Origin of the sequence: Aureibaculum algae, from assembly GCF_006065315.1 — a bacterium.
Taxonomy (GTDB): Bacteria; Bacteroidota; Bacteroidia; order Flavobacteriales; family Flavobacteriaceae; genus Aureibaculum; species Aureibaculum algae.
Genome location: NZ_CP040749.1, coordinates 4,269,699 through 4,289,037, shown reverse-complemented (window position 1 = coordinate 4,289,037; position 19,339 = coordinate 4,269,699). Strand labels below are relative to the sequence as shown.

Genomic DNA, 19,339 nt, shown 5'->3' with positions numbered 1-19,339 from the left:
GTTGTTATAAATTTATTTGGATTGTAGATTTATTTTTCGCTTTGGCTTCAATTTCTTGCAATCGTTTTTTATTTAATCCCTCACCTATTTCTATATAATAGTTGCCAGGATATAAAACTTTAGGTTGATAAGTGTTTCCATTAATACGAATTGAAGAAATAACTTCTTTTGTAAATTGATTTTTAACAGTAACTACTTGGTTATTTTTTGAAATATTAAGCAGAGGTAATTCATAGCCTTTTTCAATTTTAAAATTGTCTTTTTGTGAAATTGTTACTGGCCAACCTGGATATTGTTTTGTATTTGGCTTTGAAATATCAACGTTTCTAGCCCAACAATCAAATGTAATTGTTCTAACTTTTTTATTGTATGTAACAACACCAAAACCAGCAGCACGTGTCGAAAGATATCCTCCTTCTTTTATTTCAGGTAATGTTGGATTTGCTGCAGCTTTTACCGTTATTTTATTTTTAAATCCATCTAAAAATTCCCCAGTATATGAAGGCGCATTTTTTAATTTATTTTTACCCGGAACATTTGGTTCCCACCATCGCAACCAAAAATTAGCAATTGCGGGGGTTGCAAAACAATAACCAGCATCGTTCCAATCATCTATTCCGTGTTGAAATAAAGTACCTAAATGTGTATCACCTGAAATCATTGGTGAAAAACTTTTTCTAATTACCGTTAAAGCTTTATTTCTACCTGATTGAGGCCATCCATTTGAATCGAAATCGGCAAATAATTCTCTATCATATTTTCCTGTGTAATTATCAACCATTGCAAATGTGGTTTGAGATAATACAGTTTTCATTTCAGTATTTTCCCAATCTGTAGTCCAAGTTTCTAAAAACTTTAATTGGCGTTCACCAAGTAAAGTGGTTCCTGGAACATCTAATTTTCTTGTGTCAACTTTTGGATCAAAAATAGCCTCATAACCGCCATTTGGAAAAATATCAGGATTGTGTTTTACCATTTCATCCAAACCAGATTTAAATTTTCGATCTTCTAAAATTGCAAAACTCATTCCTCCCCATTTTAAATCGGTATAATAAACTCCAATTCCTTGTTCAACAGGAGTTGGGTCAAAAGGATCGGGTAAATGGCTTGTTTGTGCGCGTTCAACTTCTTTTACATATTCTGGAGACATGTAATATCCACCTGAAATTCCTCGTCTTGAATCCGCTTTTTTTCCTCCTTGTCCCCAAAGATTACCGTGACCAATATCGTGATCATCCGGAAGAATTACAGAAGGTGTGTTTCGTAATATTTCACCAAAATCTCTACCAAACTTTAACCAATATAAATAATGTTCACTATGGTCATAAACTTGATCTCCAGAAAAGAAAATTAAATCCGGATTTAAGTATTTTATATTGCTAACTAAATCTTCTTTTGAAATATCGCCACCATGATTAGGGTAAATTGAATTACAAGTTAAAGCTGCTATTACAAAAGTATTCTTATCTATTGGATTCTTTTTTATGATTCCTTCATAAAAAGCTTTGTTTTCGTGGTTTACGCGGTATTTAAATTCTTTAGTGTCATCCCAATTTTCAACTCTAAAAGGAGCAGTATATCCTGGGTAGATGATAGTTGCTTCGGCCTTTTTAACCCATTTTCCATTTTCTTCAATTTCAAGTGAAGCCTCAAATGCTTCAAAATTTCTGATTGGATTGAATTGTGCTGTTAGTTTTAATGTGTTTTCATGTACAGTATACATGGCGAAACAAATCCGATCTTCTGGTTGAATGTTTGCTGGCAATCTCAACAATTCATCATTTTGAGCTATTATGAAATTGGAGATTAGAAAACTTATTATAATTAGATATTTTTTCATGAGATGAAATTATTTTATTAACAATTTTTCCAATTCCTCTAATGATTTCCCTTTGGTTTCAGGTACTTTAAACCAGATAAATCCAAATCCAATAACGGCAAAAATTCCAAAAAGTAAGAAAGTCATTGTGTTTCCTAATATGGAAAGTTCCCAAGGAAATAGCAGCTGCACTAAAAAAGCTACAGCAAGGTTTACTAATCCAACAAAAGAGATAGCGATTCCTCTAATTCTATTTGGGAATAATTCTGAAAATAATACCCACATAACAGGTCCAATGGACATTGCAAAGGCACCAACAAAACCAATAATTCCAATTAGAATTAGTAAGGTATTCATTTTTGCAGAAGCTGTTACAAGTGTTGCTTCGTGTATTTTTGCGTTTTCAACCCCTAAAGTATGTACAATTGCGGCTTTAAAATCTAAATCATTATCAAATACTTTATCTTGAAGTTGAATAAGTTGTTCTTTATTTATTTCTGAAGGAAGATTTGCAATAGCTTCTTGATTCAAGGTGTAAGTAGCTTCACTAAACCCATAACTTAACAGAAATAAACAAACTGCAATTCCTGCCATACCTATTATTAATAAAGGTTTTCTCCCAAATTTATCAATAGTTAAAATAGCTACAATTGTAAAACCTAAATTGGTAACACCAACCAAGGCGGCTTGTATAAAAGAAGCGTCTGTACCAATACCTGTTTGTTCAAAAATCATTGGCGCATAAAACAGAACAGCGTTAATACCTACTATTTGTTGAAAAATTCCGACAACCAATCCTATGATAATTACTTTTCTCATAGATGGTTTAAAAATATCACGAAGCTTTGATTTTTCTTTGTTTTTATCTTCCGAAATACTTTGTTCAACTTGTTGTATTTGAATTTTAGCTTCCTCATCGGAAACCACTTTTTTCATAACCTCGAGTGCTTCTTCCTTTTTATTATGAACCATTAACCATCTTGGACTTCTTGGTACAATAAATAAACATAAATAATATAAAATTGCTGGTACAGCTTCTAGACCTAGCATCCATCTCCAGTTCCATTTACCTAAGCCGAGTGATTCTGCCCAAGCAGCATCTGAACTTCCCCATTTGAGGATTAAATAATTTGTAAAAAAAGCTAATGAAATTCCAATAACAATATTCAACTGGTTAAAAGAAACCAATTGACCTCTTCTTTTTGCTGGTGCAACTTCTGCGATATACATTGGTGCAATAATTAGAGCTGCTCCAACGGCCAGCCCACCAATCATTCTAAAAATAATTAACCAAAAGAAGTTTCCCGCTAATGCTGAACCAACAGCTGAAATTGTGAATAAAAGAGCAGCATATTTTAATAATTTTCGCCTTCCGTGTTTATCACTCATCGGACCAGCTATAATCATTCCAAAAGCAGCAGTAAGTGTTATGGAACTCACAGCCCAACCTAATTGTAATTTTGAAAGGTTGAACTCAGGTTCAATAAATTTTACAACTCCTGAAATAACAGAAGCATCAAATCCTAATAAAAATCCACCCAATGCGACAATGGCTGCAATCCGTATAATGTAAATTTGTTTATTCGACATTTTAATAGTTTTAGTTAATTTAGGTTTGGTCTATTCTTTTTTTAAATATATAAGACTGGTTGTTATTATTATTTTAATTGTTCTTCTTGAGTGCATTTAACCTAATTTCACTACTTTAAAACAAATTGAACAGCATATTACATGAAAAATAATCTTTGTCACAAACTAAAGTATAGTCGTTTATTTACGCCATAAAATTTTTAAGATAATTGATTTTATATACTAATACTTTTAATATTCTTTCACGATTTGAGCTTAAGTAATTTATATTTAATGTTTTAGAATTTAATTGATTTATTAATTATCAATAATTTGGAGAACTTTGGATGTTAAAACATAAAGCACAACGGTTTTAAAAAGTTCATAAGTAAAAATAAAGTTTATATATAAATAACAGCTAAATAAAACTAGACATAAACTGAACAATGGTAAAAGGAGAGAAACAAACTAATTTAACCTTTTTTTACTCTTAAATTAGCCTCCTATTAACTTGTTAATTTCTTGTTGTGTATGTTTCATAGCTTTTAAAATAGATTCAATATTTAATTCATTTTGTAAGCTTGAAGTAAATAATGAAACTGCCAAAACAGCACGTAAATCAGAATCATCTAAGCCGATAGGAATAGCTAAATCAGTAACTCCACTTGTTAGTGCGCTATTTGAATGGCGGTATCCATCAGCTTTTGCTTGTGCAACACATTGATATAGCTCGTCTTGTTCTTGTTTGCTCCATTTTTTAAAATGGGGATCTCTTGATAAGATATCTTTTCTTACATCTTCAGAAAACATAGATAAAAGTACTCTGCCAGAAGTTGTCATAGATATAGGAAAATGAGTTCCTTCTTCAATAGAAAGTGAAACAGCGCTTGGACTTCTTGTTTGTGAAATAATAAGTAGTTGGTCATTGTTCATAATACTTAAATGACAAGATTGTCGTGTGGTTTCAGACAACGACTGCATCGGAAAATGAGCTACTCTTTTTAATTCATCAAAAGGAGTATGTCTGTGAGAAAGACTATACATTTTTAATGATAAACGGTATTTTCCTGCATTTGAACCTCTAATTACATAACCTCTTTCTTCTAAACAAACCAACATTCTATAAATTTCACTCGGTGTTTTGTTAATACCGTTTGCAATCTCCGCTTGGGTTAAAGGAATTCCTTCAGCCGACAAATATTCGATAATATCTAAGCCTTTATCTAACGCCGGAGCATTGTATTTAGTAGGTATTGTTGTAGCCATTTTTTTATTTTGAAATACAAATTTAATAAATCAATTTCGATTCTTGGTTATTTCATATATAAAATATACATTTGTATATGAAATTAATAAATTAACCAAAATACAATTAAAAACATGGCAAATCCGCTATTGGGTACCTTAATTCATGCAGTTGGTGGCGTAGCCGCTTCAACTTGTTACGTTCCTTTTCAAAAAGTAAAAAAGTGGTCTTGGGACTCTTATTGGATTGTGCAGGCTTCGTTTGCTTGGTTTATTTTTCCGTTTTTAATTGGTTTTTTAACTGTTCCTAATTTAATGAGTGTGTTTCGTGATGCTTCTTCTGAAGTATTAATTAATGCAACGCTATTAGGCGCTATCTATGGTTTTGGTGGTATGTGTTTTGGTTTTGCGATTAGACATATTGGTTATTCACTAACATATACTATATCTATTGGGATTTCCGCTATTTTAGGAACCATTGTTCCTTTATTAATGCACGGAACTTTTATGCAAAAATTTAATGGTCCGGGCGGTAGTATTATTTTCTTAGGAATGTTTTTGGCACTGTTAGGAATTATTGTTTGTGGAATTGCTGGGTATAGAAAAGAAAAGGATTTAAAATTAGAAAGTGTTAATGGCGGCGAACCGTTAACCTTTAATATGAAAAAAGGTTTAACCCTAACTATCATTGCGGGCGTTTTGTCGGCGGTATTCGGAATTTCTTTAGAAGTTGGAGCGCCAGTGGCAGAAATAGCAGGGCAATATGGTGCAGGTAATTTTGAAGGAAATGCCAATTTGATTTTATCAACTGGTGGTGCATTTATTACTAATTTTATTTGGTTCTCAATAGCGGGTGTTAAAAATGGAACTATTAAAGAAATAATAGATGTAAAAGGAATTGGTCGCAAAAATTTTATGTTAAATATGGGAATGTCTGTACTAAGTGGTGCACTTTGGTACGGACAGTTTTTTTTCTACGGAATTGGTCACGTTCAAATGGGTGCTTACAAATTTGCAAGTTGGGTAATTCATATGTCGATGTTAATTTTCTTTAGTTATGCGGTTGGGATAATTATGAAGGAATGGGTTAAAGTTTCAAAAAGAACGTACAGTACCTTGTTAGTAGCTTTGGCAATATTAATCGTTTCATTTGTTGTGATGACCTACGGCAGCATGTTGGGTTCAGAAACAGCGGTTTAAAGTTTGAAGGTACCAAGTTAGAGTATAAAAGTAGGGGGTTAGAAGTTGGAATACGGAAGCCAAAAGGTTGAAAGTTAATGGGTGGTTCAGTAGAGTTGAAGCGAACAAATAAACTAACACAATTAAAAAATAAAAGTAAAAGAAAACAAATTTTATAATGAGTACAAAAACAATTCACTTAAAAGGTATCACTTGGAATCACAGTAGAGGTTTTACTTCAATGGTTGCAACAGCACAACGATTTTCAGAATTAAATCCGGGGGTTGAAATTACTTGGGAGAAAAGGTCGTTACAAGCATTTGCTGATGAGCCAATTGACCAGTTAGCAAAACGTTACGATTTATTGGTAATTGACCATCCTTGGGCTGGTTTCGCTGGTAAAACAAACGTTATTTTACCTTTAGATGAACATTTACCAAAGGCTTTTCTAAAAGATTTAGCTGAAAATACTGTAGGTCGTTCACATGAAAGTTATACTTCAAGCGGGCATCAATATGCTTTAGCGATTGATGCAGCTGCGCCTGTTGCTTCAAGTAGACCAGATTTGCTTAAAGAAAAGGGGTTGTCGTTACCAAAAAATTATGACGAATTATTAGCTTTAGCTAAAAAAGGTTTGGTAATAATGCCGGGAATTCCTCAAGATACCTTGATGAATTTTTATATGATGTGTTGTAATTTAGGGGAAGATGTTTGTACTTCATCAGCACATGTTGTAAGCGAAAAAATTGGGATAGAAGCATTGAAAATGTTACGAGCCTTGGCGGTTGAAATGGATCCTCAAATTTTTGATTGGAATCCTATAAAAGTATATGAAGCAATGACCTTGACCGATAAATATGCTTATTGTCCTTGGGCTTATGGCTATTCAAACTACAGTAGAGTTGGTTATGCGCGTAAATTGTTGCATTTCCATGATATGGTTGAAATTAATGGCGTTGGAGCAATCTCTACATTAGGGGGTACAGGTTTGGCTGTTTCTGCAAAAGCAACGGAATTGGAAACCATTATGAAATACCTTGAGTATATAGGATGCGAAGTTATTCAAAAAACAGTATTTTTTGATGGCGGCGGACAACCAGGACACAGAAAAGCGTGGACAGATGAATACACAAATAGTTTGACTTCAAATTATTTTAAAAATACATTGCCAGGTTTGGACAGAGCGTTTTTACGTCCTCGTTACAATGGTCATATGTATTTTCAAGATAGAGCAGGAGCGCCAATTAGAAATTATTTGATGCATGGCGGAGATGAAAAAGCCTTACTAAATCAATTAAACGAATTGTATATAAAATCATTAGATATTTAAAAAAAATGAGACCATTAGAAGGAATTACAGTACTCGAGTTTGCGCAGTTTATGGCAGGACCTTCCGCAGGACTTAAATTGGCTGATTTAGGTGCGCGAGTTATAAAAATTGAACGACCGGTAAGCGGCGAGGCAGGGCGTCAAATTGCTTTAAAAAATTTATTTTTAGATGGAAGTAGTTTAGTTTTTCATACCGTAAACAGGAATAAAGATTCGTATGCGGCAGATTTAAAGAATCCTGAAGATTTAGAAAGAATTAAAAAATTAATTGCACAAGCCGATGTAATGACACATAATTTCCGACCAGGTGTTATGGAAAAAATAGGCTTAGATTATTCAAAAGTGCAAGAAATTAATCCAAGGTTGGTATATGCAACTGTTACTGGCTATGGTACAACTGGAACTTGGGTTAAAAAACCTGGGCAAGATTTATTGGTGCAATGTATGTCTGGTTTTGCTAATTTAACAGGTAATTTAAACGATGACCCTGTACCTGTTGGTGCAGCAGTTTCTGACATTATTACTGGTACACATTTGGTTCAAGGAATTTTAGCTAGTTTGTTACGACGTGAAAAAACAAATAAAGGAGCTTGGGTTGAAGTAAGTTTGTTAGAATCAACTTTAGATTTTCAGTTTGAAGTGATTACAACATATTTAAACGATGGAAATCAAAAACCTAAAAGAGCCAAACAAGGTTGTGCTCATGCTTATTTGGGCGCACCTTATGGGGTTTATAAAACTAAAGATAGCTATATTTCATTGGCGATGGGTTCTTTAATTAAACTAGGTGAAGTGATTGGTTGTACAGATTTATCAACGTTTACTGATCCCGATTCTTGGTTTGCGCAAAGAGATGAAATTATGGATATTTTAAGAGCATTTCTCATCCATAAAAACACACAAGATTGGTTGACAATTTTAGAAGCCAATGGCATTTGGTCTTCAGCCGTATATGATTATGAAACGTTGCTAAATCACGAAGGTTATAAAGTGTTGGCAATGGATCAAAAGTTGCCATTACTTTCTGGTGAAGTAGTGCATACAACACGTTGCCCAATACGTATAAATGATGAACGATTATATGCTTCAAAACCCGCTCCGAGAGTTGGTCAGCACACAGACGCTATTATGAAAGAGTTTAAGCTATAAATTGAAATTAGTTATGAAACCATTACAAGATATATTAATTATAGATTTGAGTCAGTTTTTATCAGCACCATCAGCAACGTTACGTTTGGCAGATTTAGGCGCAAGAGTGATAAAAGTTGAGCGGCCAGAAACAGGCGATATTTGTCGTCAATTATATGTTTCAAATGTTATTTTGAACGGAGAATCTTCAGTTTTTAGAGCTATCAATAGAAACAAAGAAAGCTTTCAAGCCGATTTAAAAGATGCAAATGATAAGCAACGTGTTTTAAAGTTAATTGAAAAAGCCGATGTGCTTGTTCATAATTTTAGACCAGGCGTAATTGAAAGGTTAGGTTTTGATTATGAAACCATTAAAAAAATAAATCCCTTAATTGTTTACGGAGATGTTTCGGGATATGGCTCAGAAGGCCCTTGGAAATCAAAACCTGGACAAGATTTATTAGTACAATCATTGTCTGGTTTAACTTGGATAAACGGTAAAATTAGCGATGGACCAATACCTGTTGGTTTGGCGATTGTTGATATTTTAACAGGCGGTCATTTGGTACAAGGTATTTTGGCGGCTTTACTAAAAAGATCAAAAACAGGATTGGGTTCAAAAGTTTCTGTCAGTATGATGGAATCTATCATTGATTTTCAATTTGAATCTGTTACAACTTTTTATCAAGATGGTGGAGCACCGACGGTAAGACCGGCGAGCAATAGTGCTCATGCTTATTTAGGTGCGCCTTACGGTGTTTACAAAACAACCAATGGTTATTTAGCATTGGCAATGGGTGCTATACCTGTTTTGGGTGATTTGTTGGGTTGCGAGGCATTGAAAAATTATCCGGAAAGAGATTCATGGTTTACAAAACGGGATGAAATTAAACAAATATTAGCTAATCATTTAGCAACAGATACAGTTGAAAAGTGGCTATCTATATTAGAGCCAGCAGATATTTGGTGTGCAAAAGTAATGGATTGGGAAGAGTTGTTTGCACACGACGGATTTAAAGTATTAGACATGATTCAGAATGTGAAAATGGGTGATGGTTTTGAGTATAAAACAACCCGTTGTCCAATTAAAATTGACGGAAAATATTTAACTTCAGCTTTGGGTTCTCCTGCGTTGGGCGAACATACAAATGCGATTGTTGAAGAATTATTAGCAAACTAATATGGGAACAACAAAATTTAGAATAGCTGTTAGAAAATTTGATGCTTTTGAATCGGCAATTGCTAAAATTTGGAAGGCTTTTTGCAAAGAAACTGGATGTAAATTAGAGTTAGAAGCTGTTCCACTAGATTTACATCCTTTATACAATACTATTTTAAAAGAAAAGGGATTAGCTAATGGAGCGTGGGATGTATCGCTGATTAATACCGATTGGATTGCCGAAGCTTTTACTTCAAATTCTGTAGTAGATTTAACCAAATTTATACAAAAAAATCCACCTGAAGATTTTCCAAATGGTTGGTCTCGTTCGTTATTGTATAAACAAGAATTTGACAATAAGATAGTCGGATTGCCATTTCATGATGGTCCTGAATGTTTAATTTATAGAAAAGATTTATTTGAATCTATTGAAGAAGGTGTTGCTTTTTATGAAGAGCATGGTAAACCGTTAGAAATTCCTGAAACTTGGGATGATTTGATGGAAGTTGCAGAGTTTTTTAACAGACCGGAGAAAGAATTATACGGAACAACTTTTGCCGCTTATCCTGACGGTCACAATACAGTTTTCGATTTTTGTTTGCAATTATGGACGCGTGGTGGCGAATTATTCGATTCAAATAAAAAAGTAAAGTTAAATTCAAAAGAAGCTATTGAAGGAATGAAGTTTTACAGAAAAGCACTTCATAATAAGAATGCGATTCATCCAAATTCAAGAGATTTTGATTCTGTGAAATCAGGATTGGCATTTGCCAATGGTAATTTAGCGATGATGGTCAATTGGTTTGGTTTTGCTTCTATGTGCGAAGTTTTGGAAACTTCAAAAGTAAAAGGGAAGGTTGATGTAGCCAATGTTCCTTCGGGCTCAAATGGAGAAGGTATTTCTTTAAATGCGTATTGGATGTATGTGATAGGAAGTGGAAGTAATAACAAAGAATTGGCGTATCAGTTTATCAAATATGCTGTAAATGCTAAAAACGATAAATTACTAACTTTAGAAGGCGCTATTGGCTGTCGAAAATCGACTTGGACAGATAAGGATGTAAATAATATAGTGCCATATTATTATAAATTAGAAGAGTTACATAAAAACACACGTTCGTTGCCACGAAAAAGTAATTGGTCTGAAATTGCAAATGTTATAGATCAATTGGTTTTATCCGTTATAAATTCTTCTGAAGAAATTGAAGCAATTTTGAATTTAGCTCAAAGCCAAGTCGATTCAATAGAAAATATATAATTATGGAATTAATTTACAAACCAAAATTACCAAAAGAAAAACGTCCTATTTATATTATTGGAGCTGGAGGAATAGTTCGTGATGCACATTTACCAGCTTATAAAAATGCTGGATTTGTTGTAGAAGGAATTACCAATAGAACCAAGCAACGTGTAGCAGATTTGGCAGCGTCATTTAACATTCCAAATGCTTATGAAAACGTTGAGGATATGGTTAAAGCTGCACCTGAAAATGCCGTTTTCGATTTAACCTTAATGCCCAGTCAGTTTGTTGCTACTTTAGAATTATTACCAGATGAATCTGCAGTTTTAATTCAAAAACCAATGGGTGATAATTATGAGCAAACTTTGGAGATTTTAGAAGTTTGCCGTAGAAAAAAATTAAAGGCAGCTATCAATTGTCAGATGCGCTACGCACCTTATATAATGGCTGCAAAACACATAATTGAGCAAGGTTTAATAGGTGAATTGTACGATTTTGAAGTGCGTTTAACAACCTATACGCCTTGGGAATATTTTCCAAATGTGGTAAATCATCCACGTTTAGAAATTCAACAACACAGCATTCATTATATCGATTTAATTCGTTCGTTTTTAGGAAATCCTAAAAAAGTATATTCAAAAACATTGAAAAATCCAGGGAAGCCAATGTCTTCAACGAGAACTACAACTATTATGGATTATAGCGATGAAATGAGAGCCATTATCAACACCAATCACGATCATAATTTTGGTGAGAAGAATCAAGAGAGTTTTGTGAAATGGGAAGGGACAAAAGGTGCCATTAAAGCGAGAATCGGGCTCTTGTTAGATTACCCTAATGGTAAACCAGATTTATTTCAATATTGTATCATAAAAGAAGGTGAAGCACCTAAATGGATTGAGGTTGAACTAGAAGGTTCCTGGTTTCCAGATGCCTTTGTCGGCACCATGTCATCGTTGATGCGATATGTTGAAGGTTCTGATAGTGTGTTGCCGACTAGTGTAGAAGATGTAGTGCATTCAATGGCAATTGTGGAAGCCGCATATGAATCGAACAACGATGGAGGTGTGGCTCCAAATTATAATATTTAAAAATTTATATCATGGTATGAGACCAAACATCATCTTAGTATTTGTTCTGGGCATTTTTATTGGTTGCCAAACCAAACCGCAAGAAAAGCTTGAAGAAACAGTTTACCAACCCACCTGGGAATCCTTAGCCGCGCATAATACTCCGGACTGGTTTTTAGATGCGAAATTTGGTATATATTTTCATTGGGGTGTTTATTCTAAAATTGGAAGAGGAGAATGGTATCCTCGGCAGATGTATGAAGAAAAAGATGAGGGTTGGGGAAAAGACGAGCGTGAATACCATGTAGAAACCTATGGAGCTGATGTCCATTATCACGATTTCGTAAAGGATTTTACCGCTGAGCATTTTGATGCTCAAGATTGGGCAAAACTCTTTAAAGAATCAGGGGCCAAATATGTGGGGCCGGTGGCTGAGCATTGCGATAATTTTTCAAACTGGGACAGTGAGGTGAACAAGTACAACTCAGTTGCTATGGGACCAAAAAGAGATATTGTCGGTGAATTGGAAAAAGCAATTAAGGGAGAAGGATTAAAATTTGTAACTACCTTTCACCATTCATGGGAATGGGGCTGGTACAATACCTGGAGCGGTTTAATTGATACAACTGCTGTTGGTTTTGAAGATTTTTATGGCGAAAAAACCTTGCCGGAAACCTTTGGAAAAATGAGTGCAGGTTTTGATGCCAGTGGGCAATCAACAGGTCTAATCGATCCAAAATATGCACCTTCAAGAAAATTTATAGATACTTGGAAAGCAAAAATTTATGAGGTTGTTGATAGATACGAACCGGATTTATTGTGGTTCGACAGCCGTTTGTTTGTGATTCCTGAGAAAGACCGACAAGAAATGGTTGCTCATTATTACAATAAAGGTGAGGAATGGAATAAACCTGTTGTTATGACGTATAAGAATAAGGATCTACCTCCGAACATTGCTGTTATTGATCTGGAACGGGGGCGATTTGATGAAAAAACTGATTTTCCCTGGTTAACGGATGATTCCTTTGCCTGGAATTCCTGGAGTTGGAGACCAGAATTAAGACTAAAAACACCGGATGTTATTGTTGACGAATTGATAGATATTACAAGTAAAAACGGCTGTTTAATTTTAAATATCACGCCATCAGCTGATGGCTTAATTCCGGATGAAATGAGATCGGGATTACTCGAAATAGGCAAATGGCTTTCAAAATATGGCGAGGCAATTTATAAAACGCGCCCATTTATCACCTATGGAGAAGGGACAACTGTATTGAAAAAGAATCATTTTGGGGGTGTTCAAGGAGATGGTATAACATATACTGCTGAAGATTTTCGTTTTACGACAAAGGGAGAAACACTCTATATTTTACAGTTAGGAATGCCAACTTCAGATCAGGAGTTTGTTTTAAAATCATTTGCTGACCGGGGCTTGGCGGCTGATGTTAAAATTGCCTCAATAGAGCTTTTGGGAAGTGATGAGCCTGTTACCTGGAGCCAAAATGAAAGGGGATTGCATTTGGCGGCTCCTCAAATAAACCCAAATAAAATGGCATTGGTCTATAAGGCACAAATGTCTCAGAAATAGCCTGTGTAAATCAGTAAAGGGATGAACAAATTCTATTCAATGTCTAAAGCAAATGAAAAAATGTAAATCAATGATTAACTATAAGCAGCTTATTTTTTTGATTGTATTGAATTCTGTTTTCCTTGTTCAAGCTCAAAAGCGACCCAACATCATCTACATCATGACAGATGATCATGCAACCACGGCAATAGGAGCTTATCAAGGCAGGTTGGCTGGTTTAAATCCAAGCCCAAATATTGATAAATTGGCTTCAGAAGGGATGCTGTTTAACAATTGTTATGTGACCAATTCTATCTGTTCACCTAGTCGGGCTACAATTATTACGGGTCAATATAGTCAAACCAACAGGATCTTGGATTTTAGCCGACCTATAGATGCTGATCAGCAATATTTACCCGAAGAGATGCAAAAATTGGGTTATGAAACGGCAATTATAGGAAAATGGCATTTGCACAGTGAGCCCATCCCTTTTGATTTTTATAGTGTCCTGCCTGGTCAGGGAAAATATCACAATCCTGAACTATTGGAGAAAGGAGCCGGAGATTGGCCGGATAATTTGGTTAAAAATGTTGGGCATTCATCTGATGTGATTACGGATAAAGCAATAGACTGGCTAACGAATAGAAAAGATAAGGAAAAACCCTTCTTTTTGATGTATCAGTTTAAAGCACCTCATGATATGTTTGAATATGCCGAGAGGTATGAAGCTTATTTGGCCAATGTAAAAATACCGGAGCCGGAGAATTTATACACACAACCCAATTGGGGTTCGGAGGCCACACGAGGAAAAAACGACAGTTTAAGAATGATCATTGGTTCATCGGTTTCAAACCGACATAATCATGCCAATTATGTAAAAACGTTCCAGGTAGATTCCACTTATGTAGGTGATGCGGCAACTTCTGAATCGTATCAGCGATATTTAAAAAAATATTTGCGATGTGTAAAGGGAGTAGATGATAATATTGGTCGTTTTTTTCAATTTTTAAAGGATAATGATCTTTACGAGAACACGATCATTGTTTATACAACTGATCAGGGAATGATGTTAGGCGAGCATGATTTTATTGATAAAAGATGGATGTACGAAGAATCTATGAGAATGCCATTGATCATTCGATATCCCGACATCGTTAAAGCGAATTCCAAAACAGACGTGATCGTAAACAATACTGACTTTGCACCCACCTTGATTGATTTGGCCGGGGGCAAGGTGCCGGATAAAATGCAAGGTAAAAGTATGGCCGAAATTTTAGAAGGTAAAACACCAAAAGGATGGAGGACAGCTACTTATTACAGGTATTGGCTTCATATGACGCATCACGATATTCCCGGGCATTTTGGGATTAGAACAGATAGGTATAAATTAATTTTCTTTTACGGCAGACATTGGGATTTGAATGAAGAAGGAAAACAATCAAGAACCTGGCTAAAAGAAGGAGCATCGAACAAAGTAGTTGCGACACCTCCGGCGTGGGAATTGTACGATTTAGAAAAAGATCCGACCGAGGTGAACAATGTATATGCAAATCCTGCATATTCAGAAGTTGTAAAGGAATTAAAATTGGAATTGGAAAAACAAAGAGAACAATACAATGAAACCGATATTAATTATCCACACATTCAAAAAATAGTGGATGATAATTGGGATAAATAAAAACAAATGAGATGCATATAATATCAAGATTTTACGAAGACTACGAATTAGGTAGTAAAAGAGAGACATTAGGACGCACTATCACAGAAACCGATTTTGTGGTTCACGCAGGACATACAGGCGATTATTTTCCGCATCATATGGATGCAGAATGGTGTAAAACACAACCTTTTAAACAACGTATCGCGCATGGCACCTTAACTTTTGCCGTGGGTATTGGTATGACAGCTACTGAAATTAATCCTGAAGCTTTTTCAAAAGGATATGACAGATTGCGATTTGTAAAACCTGTTTATATTGGAGATACCATTAGCGTGGTAGTTACTATAAGCGAAAAAAAAGAATCGAACAAGCCAGCTTTAGGACATATTACCGAACATGTGGAAATATTTAATCAAAGAGGAGAACTGGTCCTGGTTTGTGACCATATTTTACTAGCGAAAAAAAAGGATAAATAAATTTAAGAATTGTAAAAACATAATTATGAAGCATATTATAATTGCATTGTTAGCTGTTGCTATGGTGTCTTGCAGTACCAACAAAAAAGAGGAAGTAACAGAAGGTATAGAGGAAACTAAATACACAGCAGATTGGGCATCTTTAAAACAGCACAAAACGCCAGATTGGTTTTTAGATGCCAAATTCGGGATCTATTGTCATTGGGGCCCATATTCGGTACCGGCATATGAAACAGAATGGTATGCACATTGGATGTATGTAAATAAAGATAACCCGGAGGCTAAGGATGGAAAAGCTCATGAGATCTATGACTATCATGTAAAAACTTATGGGCCCTTAGATGAATTTGGTTATAAAGATTTTATCCCAATGTTTACTGCTGAAAAATTTGATGCAGCTGAATGGGCAGATTTATTTCAAAGAGCAGGTGCTAAATTTGCCGGACCAGTTTCGGAACATGCTGATGGTTTTGCCATGTGGGATAGTGATCTGACAGTATGGGATGCAAAAGATATGGGGCCTAAACGTGATATTATGGGCGAATTATCTAAAGAAATTCGCAAACGCGACATGAAGTTTATTGCTACCTTTCACAGACATTGGTTGTTTGGTTGGTATCCGACATGGGATGAAACTACAGATGCATCGAACCCGAAATACGCTGGTTTATATGGTCCTAAATTGAAAAAAGGAGATAATAAAATGCCAAGAAGCAAACATGATATTGATAATGGTGTTGAAAGTTATTATCCTGTTGCTGACCAGGAATTTAATGATGAATGGTTGAACAGATTAAAGGAAATCATTAATAAATACGATCCTGATTTGGTTTGGTTCGATAACAAAATGGATGTGATTAGTGAAACGCATAGAAAAGAGTTTCTAGAATACTACTACAATCACGCTGAAAAAATGGATAAAGAAGTAGTTGCAACCTACAAGTTTTATGATTTTGCTGAAGGATCCGCCGTGTACGATTTGGAACGTGCAAGAATGAGTGAAAAGAAAGATTTCCCCTGGTTAACTGATGATTCTATCGACTGGAAAGCCTGGTGTCATATCGACGATCCTAACTATAAAACAACCAATAGATTAATTGATTTTTTAGTTGATGTTGTTAGTAAAAATGGAGCAGTATTGTTAAATATTACACCACGGGCTGACGGAACTATTCCAGAGCCTGTGAAGGAGCGTTTGTTAGAAATGGGTGAGTGGTTAACTATCAATGGGGAAGCTATTTACGGCACAAGAACTTTTGCAATTTACGGTGAAGGTGATGCGGAAGTTGTGGAAGGGCATTTAAGCGAACAAAAAAATGCAGATAATACAGCCAAAGATATTCGTTTTACTACGCAAGGAGACACCTTATACGCTATTGTATTGGATTGGCCGGTTACCGGAGAATTGGTGATTCGTTCACTAAAAGAAGGAAATGAATTATACACTGAGGAGATTGAGAACATCCAGTTATTGGGCTATGAAGAAAATTTAGATTTTACTTCTGATAGTGAAGGTTTAAAAATAAAGTTACCTAAAGAAAAAGTAGGGGAACATGCTTTTGCTTTTAAAATTACTCCTAAAAAATAGTAGTATCATAGATTATGAAAACTATCTAAAAGGTATTTAGAACTTATTCTTACTACTTTTCAGATAGTTTTTTTTTAATTATTCCAAATAAATTTGACTATTTATGATTGGAAAACGTTGTTTTATATTTGATTTTTCCTCCCTTTAGGCTAAGAATGATTTTAGTTTTGCTGAAAATCTATTTCTAGTTCATCCATCCACTCTTTCAACTTGTAATACGCGTAGTTAACGTTTGTAAGAGAATGCCTTCCACGAGTAACATGGTCACCATACCAATTTTCACGTGGAGGAATTTCAGCATATTTAGTTTCTTCCTTTAATTTCATTAAATAGCTCATAGCTTCTCTTGCTAAGGCAGCTTCTTCAATACGACAATTCCAACAAGAGAAAAGAGATTTTACGCATTGTTTCTTGCGCCAATTCACGAGCAGTTTTACTTGTATCCCAATCCCATAATTTACCTCTAAAATTTAAATCTATTGAAACTGATGCACCTGCTGCTTTAGCTTTTTGAGCCGCAACTAAAGTTGCTTCAGCAGCATTTTTTGATAAAGCAGGGGTAATTCCACTTAAATGTAACCAACCTGCTCCTTCAAAAATTCCTTCCCAATTGTACTCGGTTGCTGGTGTAATTGCAATTGCCGAATCTGCACGGTCATAAATTACATTACTTGGACGTTGATTAGCACCTGTTTCTAAGAAATACAAACCTAAACGACCTTTATTAGTTCTTAAAACATATTGCGTATCAACTCCAACAGAACGAACTGAGTCCATAGTAGCATCTGCCAAAGCATGCTTTGGAAGTGCTGTGACGTAACGAGCCTTTCCTCCAAAATTACAAATTGAAGCTGCCACACTGGCCTCTGCACCAGCATAAGTCACATCAAATTGACGAGTTTGACGTAAGCGTAAATTTTCAGGACTTGCAATTCGCCCCATTATTTCTCCGAATGTTACTACTACTTTCATATCTTTTGTTTAATTATTTTTTGATCTTACTGCTTTAACTAATTCAATAATTTCTTTTGCATTTGTAGTTATCTGATCCCAATTTTCACCAAGAATTAAATCGCGTTTTGCTACCCAAGAACCACCAACCGCTGTTATTAAATTAGATTCTAAATAACGGGCTGCATTTTTAATATTTAATCCACCTAACGGAATAAATTTAAGTCCTAAATATTGGTAAGGAGCAGACATATTTACCAAATGGTTCATTCCTCCAGAAGATTCCGCAGGAAAATATTTTAATATTCTACACCCTTGCTCAATAGCCATTTCAATATCAGTTGGCGTCATAATTCCTGGGGAAAAAGACAAACCAAGCTTATATGCTTCTGCTATTATTTTGGGGTTACAACCTGGGGAAACTGCAAAATCAGCTTCTACTTCTTTTACTGCGTTTACTTGATCAAGTGTTAAAACTGTACCAAAACCAAGGGTTATTTCAGGTAATTCTTTTTTAATTGCTCTTGCAGCATCTAACGCCACAGGAGTTCTTAATGTTAATTCAATAGTATCTATTCCACCTGCAAGCAATGCTTTAGCTACAGGAACAGCATGGTTTAATTCATCAATTATGAGCATGGCAATTATACCTGCTTTATCTACTTTGTCTATAATTAGATTAGACATTGCCTTTTGTTCAATCGGATACATATTTTCCTTTTTATAAAATATTTTCATACAAAATAAATTGAAACTACTGATTTATTATTGGTAAAATTTACCCATCAATAACTGTATTTTATCTCTTGAAGGTAAAGTGTAGATAGGAATTTTTAAGCCTGTATTCCAAAAAAAAGAATAAACTTTTTAAAGGTCGAATTGTCATGTTCATAAAAAAAATCATAGAGGTCACTTTTAATATTTTAGTTTCACAGTATAAATTTGTTGTAAAAAAACTAGAATGTACTTGATAGTTTGTTTAAACATTTCCTCAGCCCATTCCCCTGCATTTCGTTACACTTCATTTCAGGAAAAGGGTTTCATTCAAAAGGCCTTGGACACAAGTCCAAAAGCCGCTCTTGAAATGGTACTTATTTATGAGACTTTCTTTTTTGAGAAGTAAGAATCCAATTTCAATAAGAACTTCTTGGCTTAAGTCCGCTTCATAGAAATCTCTGTTAATGCATTTAGTTGAACTTCCTAATTTTTTGAATTTCTTTTCGTTTTTTGAGTTCACTTTCCGGATTTCCATTGTTCCCTATGTTGATTGCAAAACGACAATATTCCTTTTGGAGCGACGGGATAAAGCCAGACTCGCAAAAATTATATCTCTTATTTATACGCCTAATCCAATCGAAA

At 34.9% G+C, this 19,339-nt stretch carries 16 protein-coding genes; 10 read left to right on the top strand and 6 right to left on the bottom strand.

All coding sequences use genetic code 11. The features are described from left to right. Nucleotides 1-4: 4 nt before the first annotated feature. The 3 genes from FF125_RS18295 to FF125_RS18285 form a co-directional block, all read right to left on the bottom strand. Nucleotides 5-1,840 (bottom strand): alkaline phosphatase D family protein, encoded by a 1,836-nt coding sequence (locus FF125_RS18295; RefSeq protein ID WP_138951203.1) that lies wholly within the window; start codon nt 1,838-1,840, stop codon nt 5-7. A gap of 9 nt (nt 1,841-1,849) precedes the next feature. Next, complete coding sequence (locus tag FF125_RS18290) at nt 1,850-3,409, bottom strand: sugar porter family MFS transporter (protein WP_138951201.1); 1,560 nt, start codon at nt 3,407-3,409, stop codon at nt 1,850-1,852. 474 nt (nt 3,410-3,883) lie between these two features. Continuing rightward, nucleotides 3,884-4,654, bottom strand: coding sequence for an IclR family transcriptional regulator (locus tag FF125_RS18285; protein WP_138951199.1), 771 nt, complete (start codon nt 4,652-4,654; stop codon nt 3,884-3,886). 114 nt (nt 4,655-4,768) lie between these two features. Here FF125_RS18285 and FF125_RS18280 point away from each other — a divergent pair, with 114 nt between their 5' ends. The 10 genes from FF125_RS18280 to FF125_RS18235 all read left to right on the top strand — a co-directional run bounded on the left by FF125_RS18280 (nt 4,769) and on the right by FF125_RS18235 (nt 17,029). Continuing rightward, nucleotides 4,769-5,833, top strand: a complete 1,065-nt coding sequence (locus tag FF125_RS18280) for an L-rhamnose/proton symporter RhaT (protein ID WP_138951197.1) — start codon at nt 4,769-4,771, stop codon at nt 5,831-5,833. A 157-nt stretch (nt 5,834-5,990) separates the two neighbouring features. After that, complete coding sequence (locus FF125_RS18275; protein WP_138951195.1) at nt 5,991-7,142, top strand: ABC transporter substrate-binding protein; 1,152 nt, start codon at nt 5,991-5,993, stop codon at nt 7,140-7,142. A gap of 5 nt (nt 7,143-7,147) precedes the next feature. Further along, complete coding sequence (locus tag FF125_RS18270; protein WP_138951193.1) at nt 7,148-8,290, top strand: CaiB/BaiF CoA transferase family protein; 1,143 nt, start codon at nt 7,148-7,150, stop codon at nt 8,288-8,290. A 13-nt stretch (nt 8,291-8,303) separates the two neighbouring features. Further along, nucleotides 8,304-9,449: a CaiB/BaiF CoA transferase family protein gene (locus FF125_RS18265; RefSeq protein ID WP_138951191.1), complete on the top strand. Its 1,146-nt coding sequence runs from the start codon at nt 8,304-8,306 to the stop codon at nt 9,447-9,449. Nucleotide 9,450: 1 nt separating this feature from the next. Further along, the gene (locus FF125_RS18260; RefSeq protein WP_138951189.1) at nt 9,451-10,686 is read left to right on the top strand and encodes an ABC transporter substrate-binding protein; all 1,236 of its coding nucleotides are present in this window, start codon (nt 9,451-9,453) and stop codon (nt 10,684-10,686) included. 2 nt (nt 10,687-10,688) lie between these two features. Beyond that, on the top strand, nt 10,689-11,759 hold the full coding sequence (locus FF125_RS18255; RefSeq protein WP_138951187.1) for a Gfo/Idh/MocA family protein: 1,071 nt from the start codon (nt 10,689-10,691) through the stop codon (nt 11,757-11,759). A gap of 16 nt (nt 11,760-11,775) precedes the next feature. Then, nucleotides 11,776-13,326: an alpha-L-fucosidase gene (locus FF125_RS18250; protein ID WP_175418958.1), complete on the top strand. Its 1,551-nt coding sequence runs from the start codon at nt 11,776-11,778 to the stop codon at nt 13,324-13,326. 70 nt (nt 13,327-13,396) lie between these two features. Continuing rightward, nucleotides 13,397-14,983 carry a sulfatase family protein gene (locus tag FF125_RS18245; RefSeq protein ID WP_138951183.1) on the top strand — a complete coding sequence of 529 codons (1,587 nt, stop codon included), beginning with the start codon at nt 13,397-13,399 and terminating at the stop codon, nt 14,981-14,983. An 11-nt stretch (nt 14,984-14,994) separates the two neighbouring features. After that, nucleotides 14,995-15,441 carry a MaoC family dehydratase gene (locus FF125_RS18240; RefSeq protein WP_138951181.1) on the top strand — a complete coding sequence of 149 codons (447 nt, stop codon included), beginning with the start codon at nt 14,995-14,997 and terminating at the stop codon, nt 15,439-15,441. Between the two features lie 25 nt (nt 15,442-15,466). After that, nucleotides 15,467-17,029 carry an alpha-L-fucosidase gene (locus FF125_RS18235; RefSeq protein ID WP_138951179.1) on the top strand — a complete coding sequence of 521 codons (1,563 nt, stop codon included), beginning with the start codon at nt 15,467-15,469 and terminating at the stop codon, nt 17,027-17,029. Nucleotides 17,030-17,190: 161 nt separating this feature from the next. Here the strand turns inward: FF125_RS18235 and FF125_RS21990 are convergent, their stop codons facing one another. The 3 genes from FF125_RS21990 to FF125_RS18225 are packed head-to-tail and all read right to left on the bottom strand — an operon-like array spanning nt 17,191 to nt 18,718. Continuing rightward, nucleotides 17,191-17,355 carry a hypothetical protein gene (locus FF125_RS21990; RefSeq protein WP_175418957.1) on the bottom strand — a complete coding sequence of 55 codons (165 nt, stop codon included), beginning with the start codon at nt 17,353-17,355 and terminating at the stop codon, nt 17,191-17,193. Nucleotides 17,356-17,392: 37 nt separating this feature from the next. After that, entirely contained in the window at nt 17,393-18,001 is a 609-nt protein-coding gene (locus FF125_RS18230) for a sugar kinase (protein WP_250629622.1), read from the bottom strand. Nucleotides 18,002-18,010: 9 nt separating this feature from the next. Continuing rightward, nucleotides 18,011-18,718 (bottom strand): bifunctional 4-hydroxy-2-oxoglutarate aldolase/2-dehydro-3-deoxy-phosphogluconate aldolase, encoded by a 708-nt coding sequence (locus tag FF125_RS18225; protein ID WP_250629621.1) that lies wholly within the window; start codon nt 18,716-18,718, stop codon nt 18,011-18,013. Between the last annotated feature and the right edge of the window lie 621 nt (nt 18,719-19,339).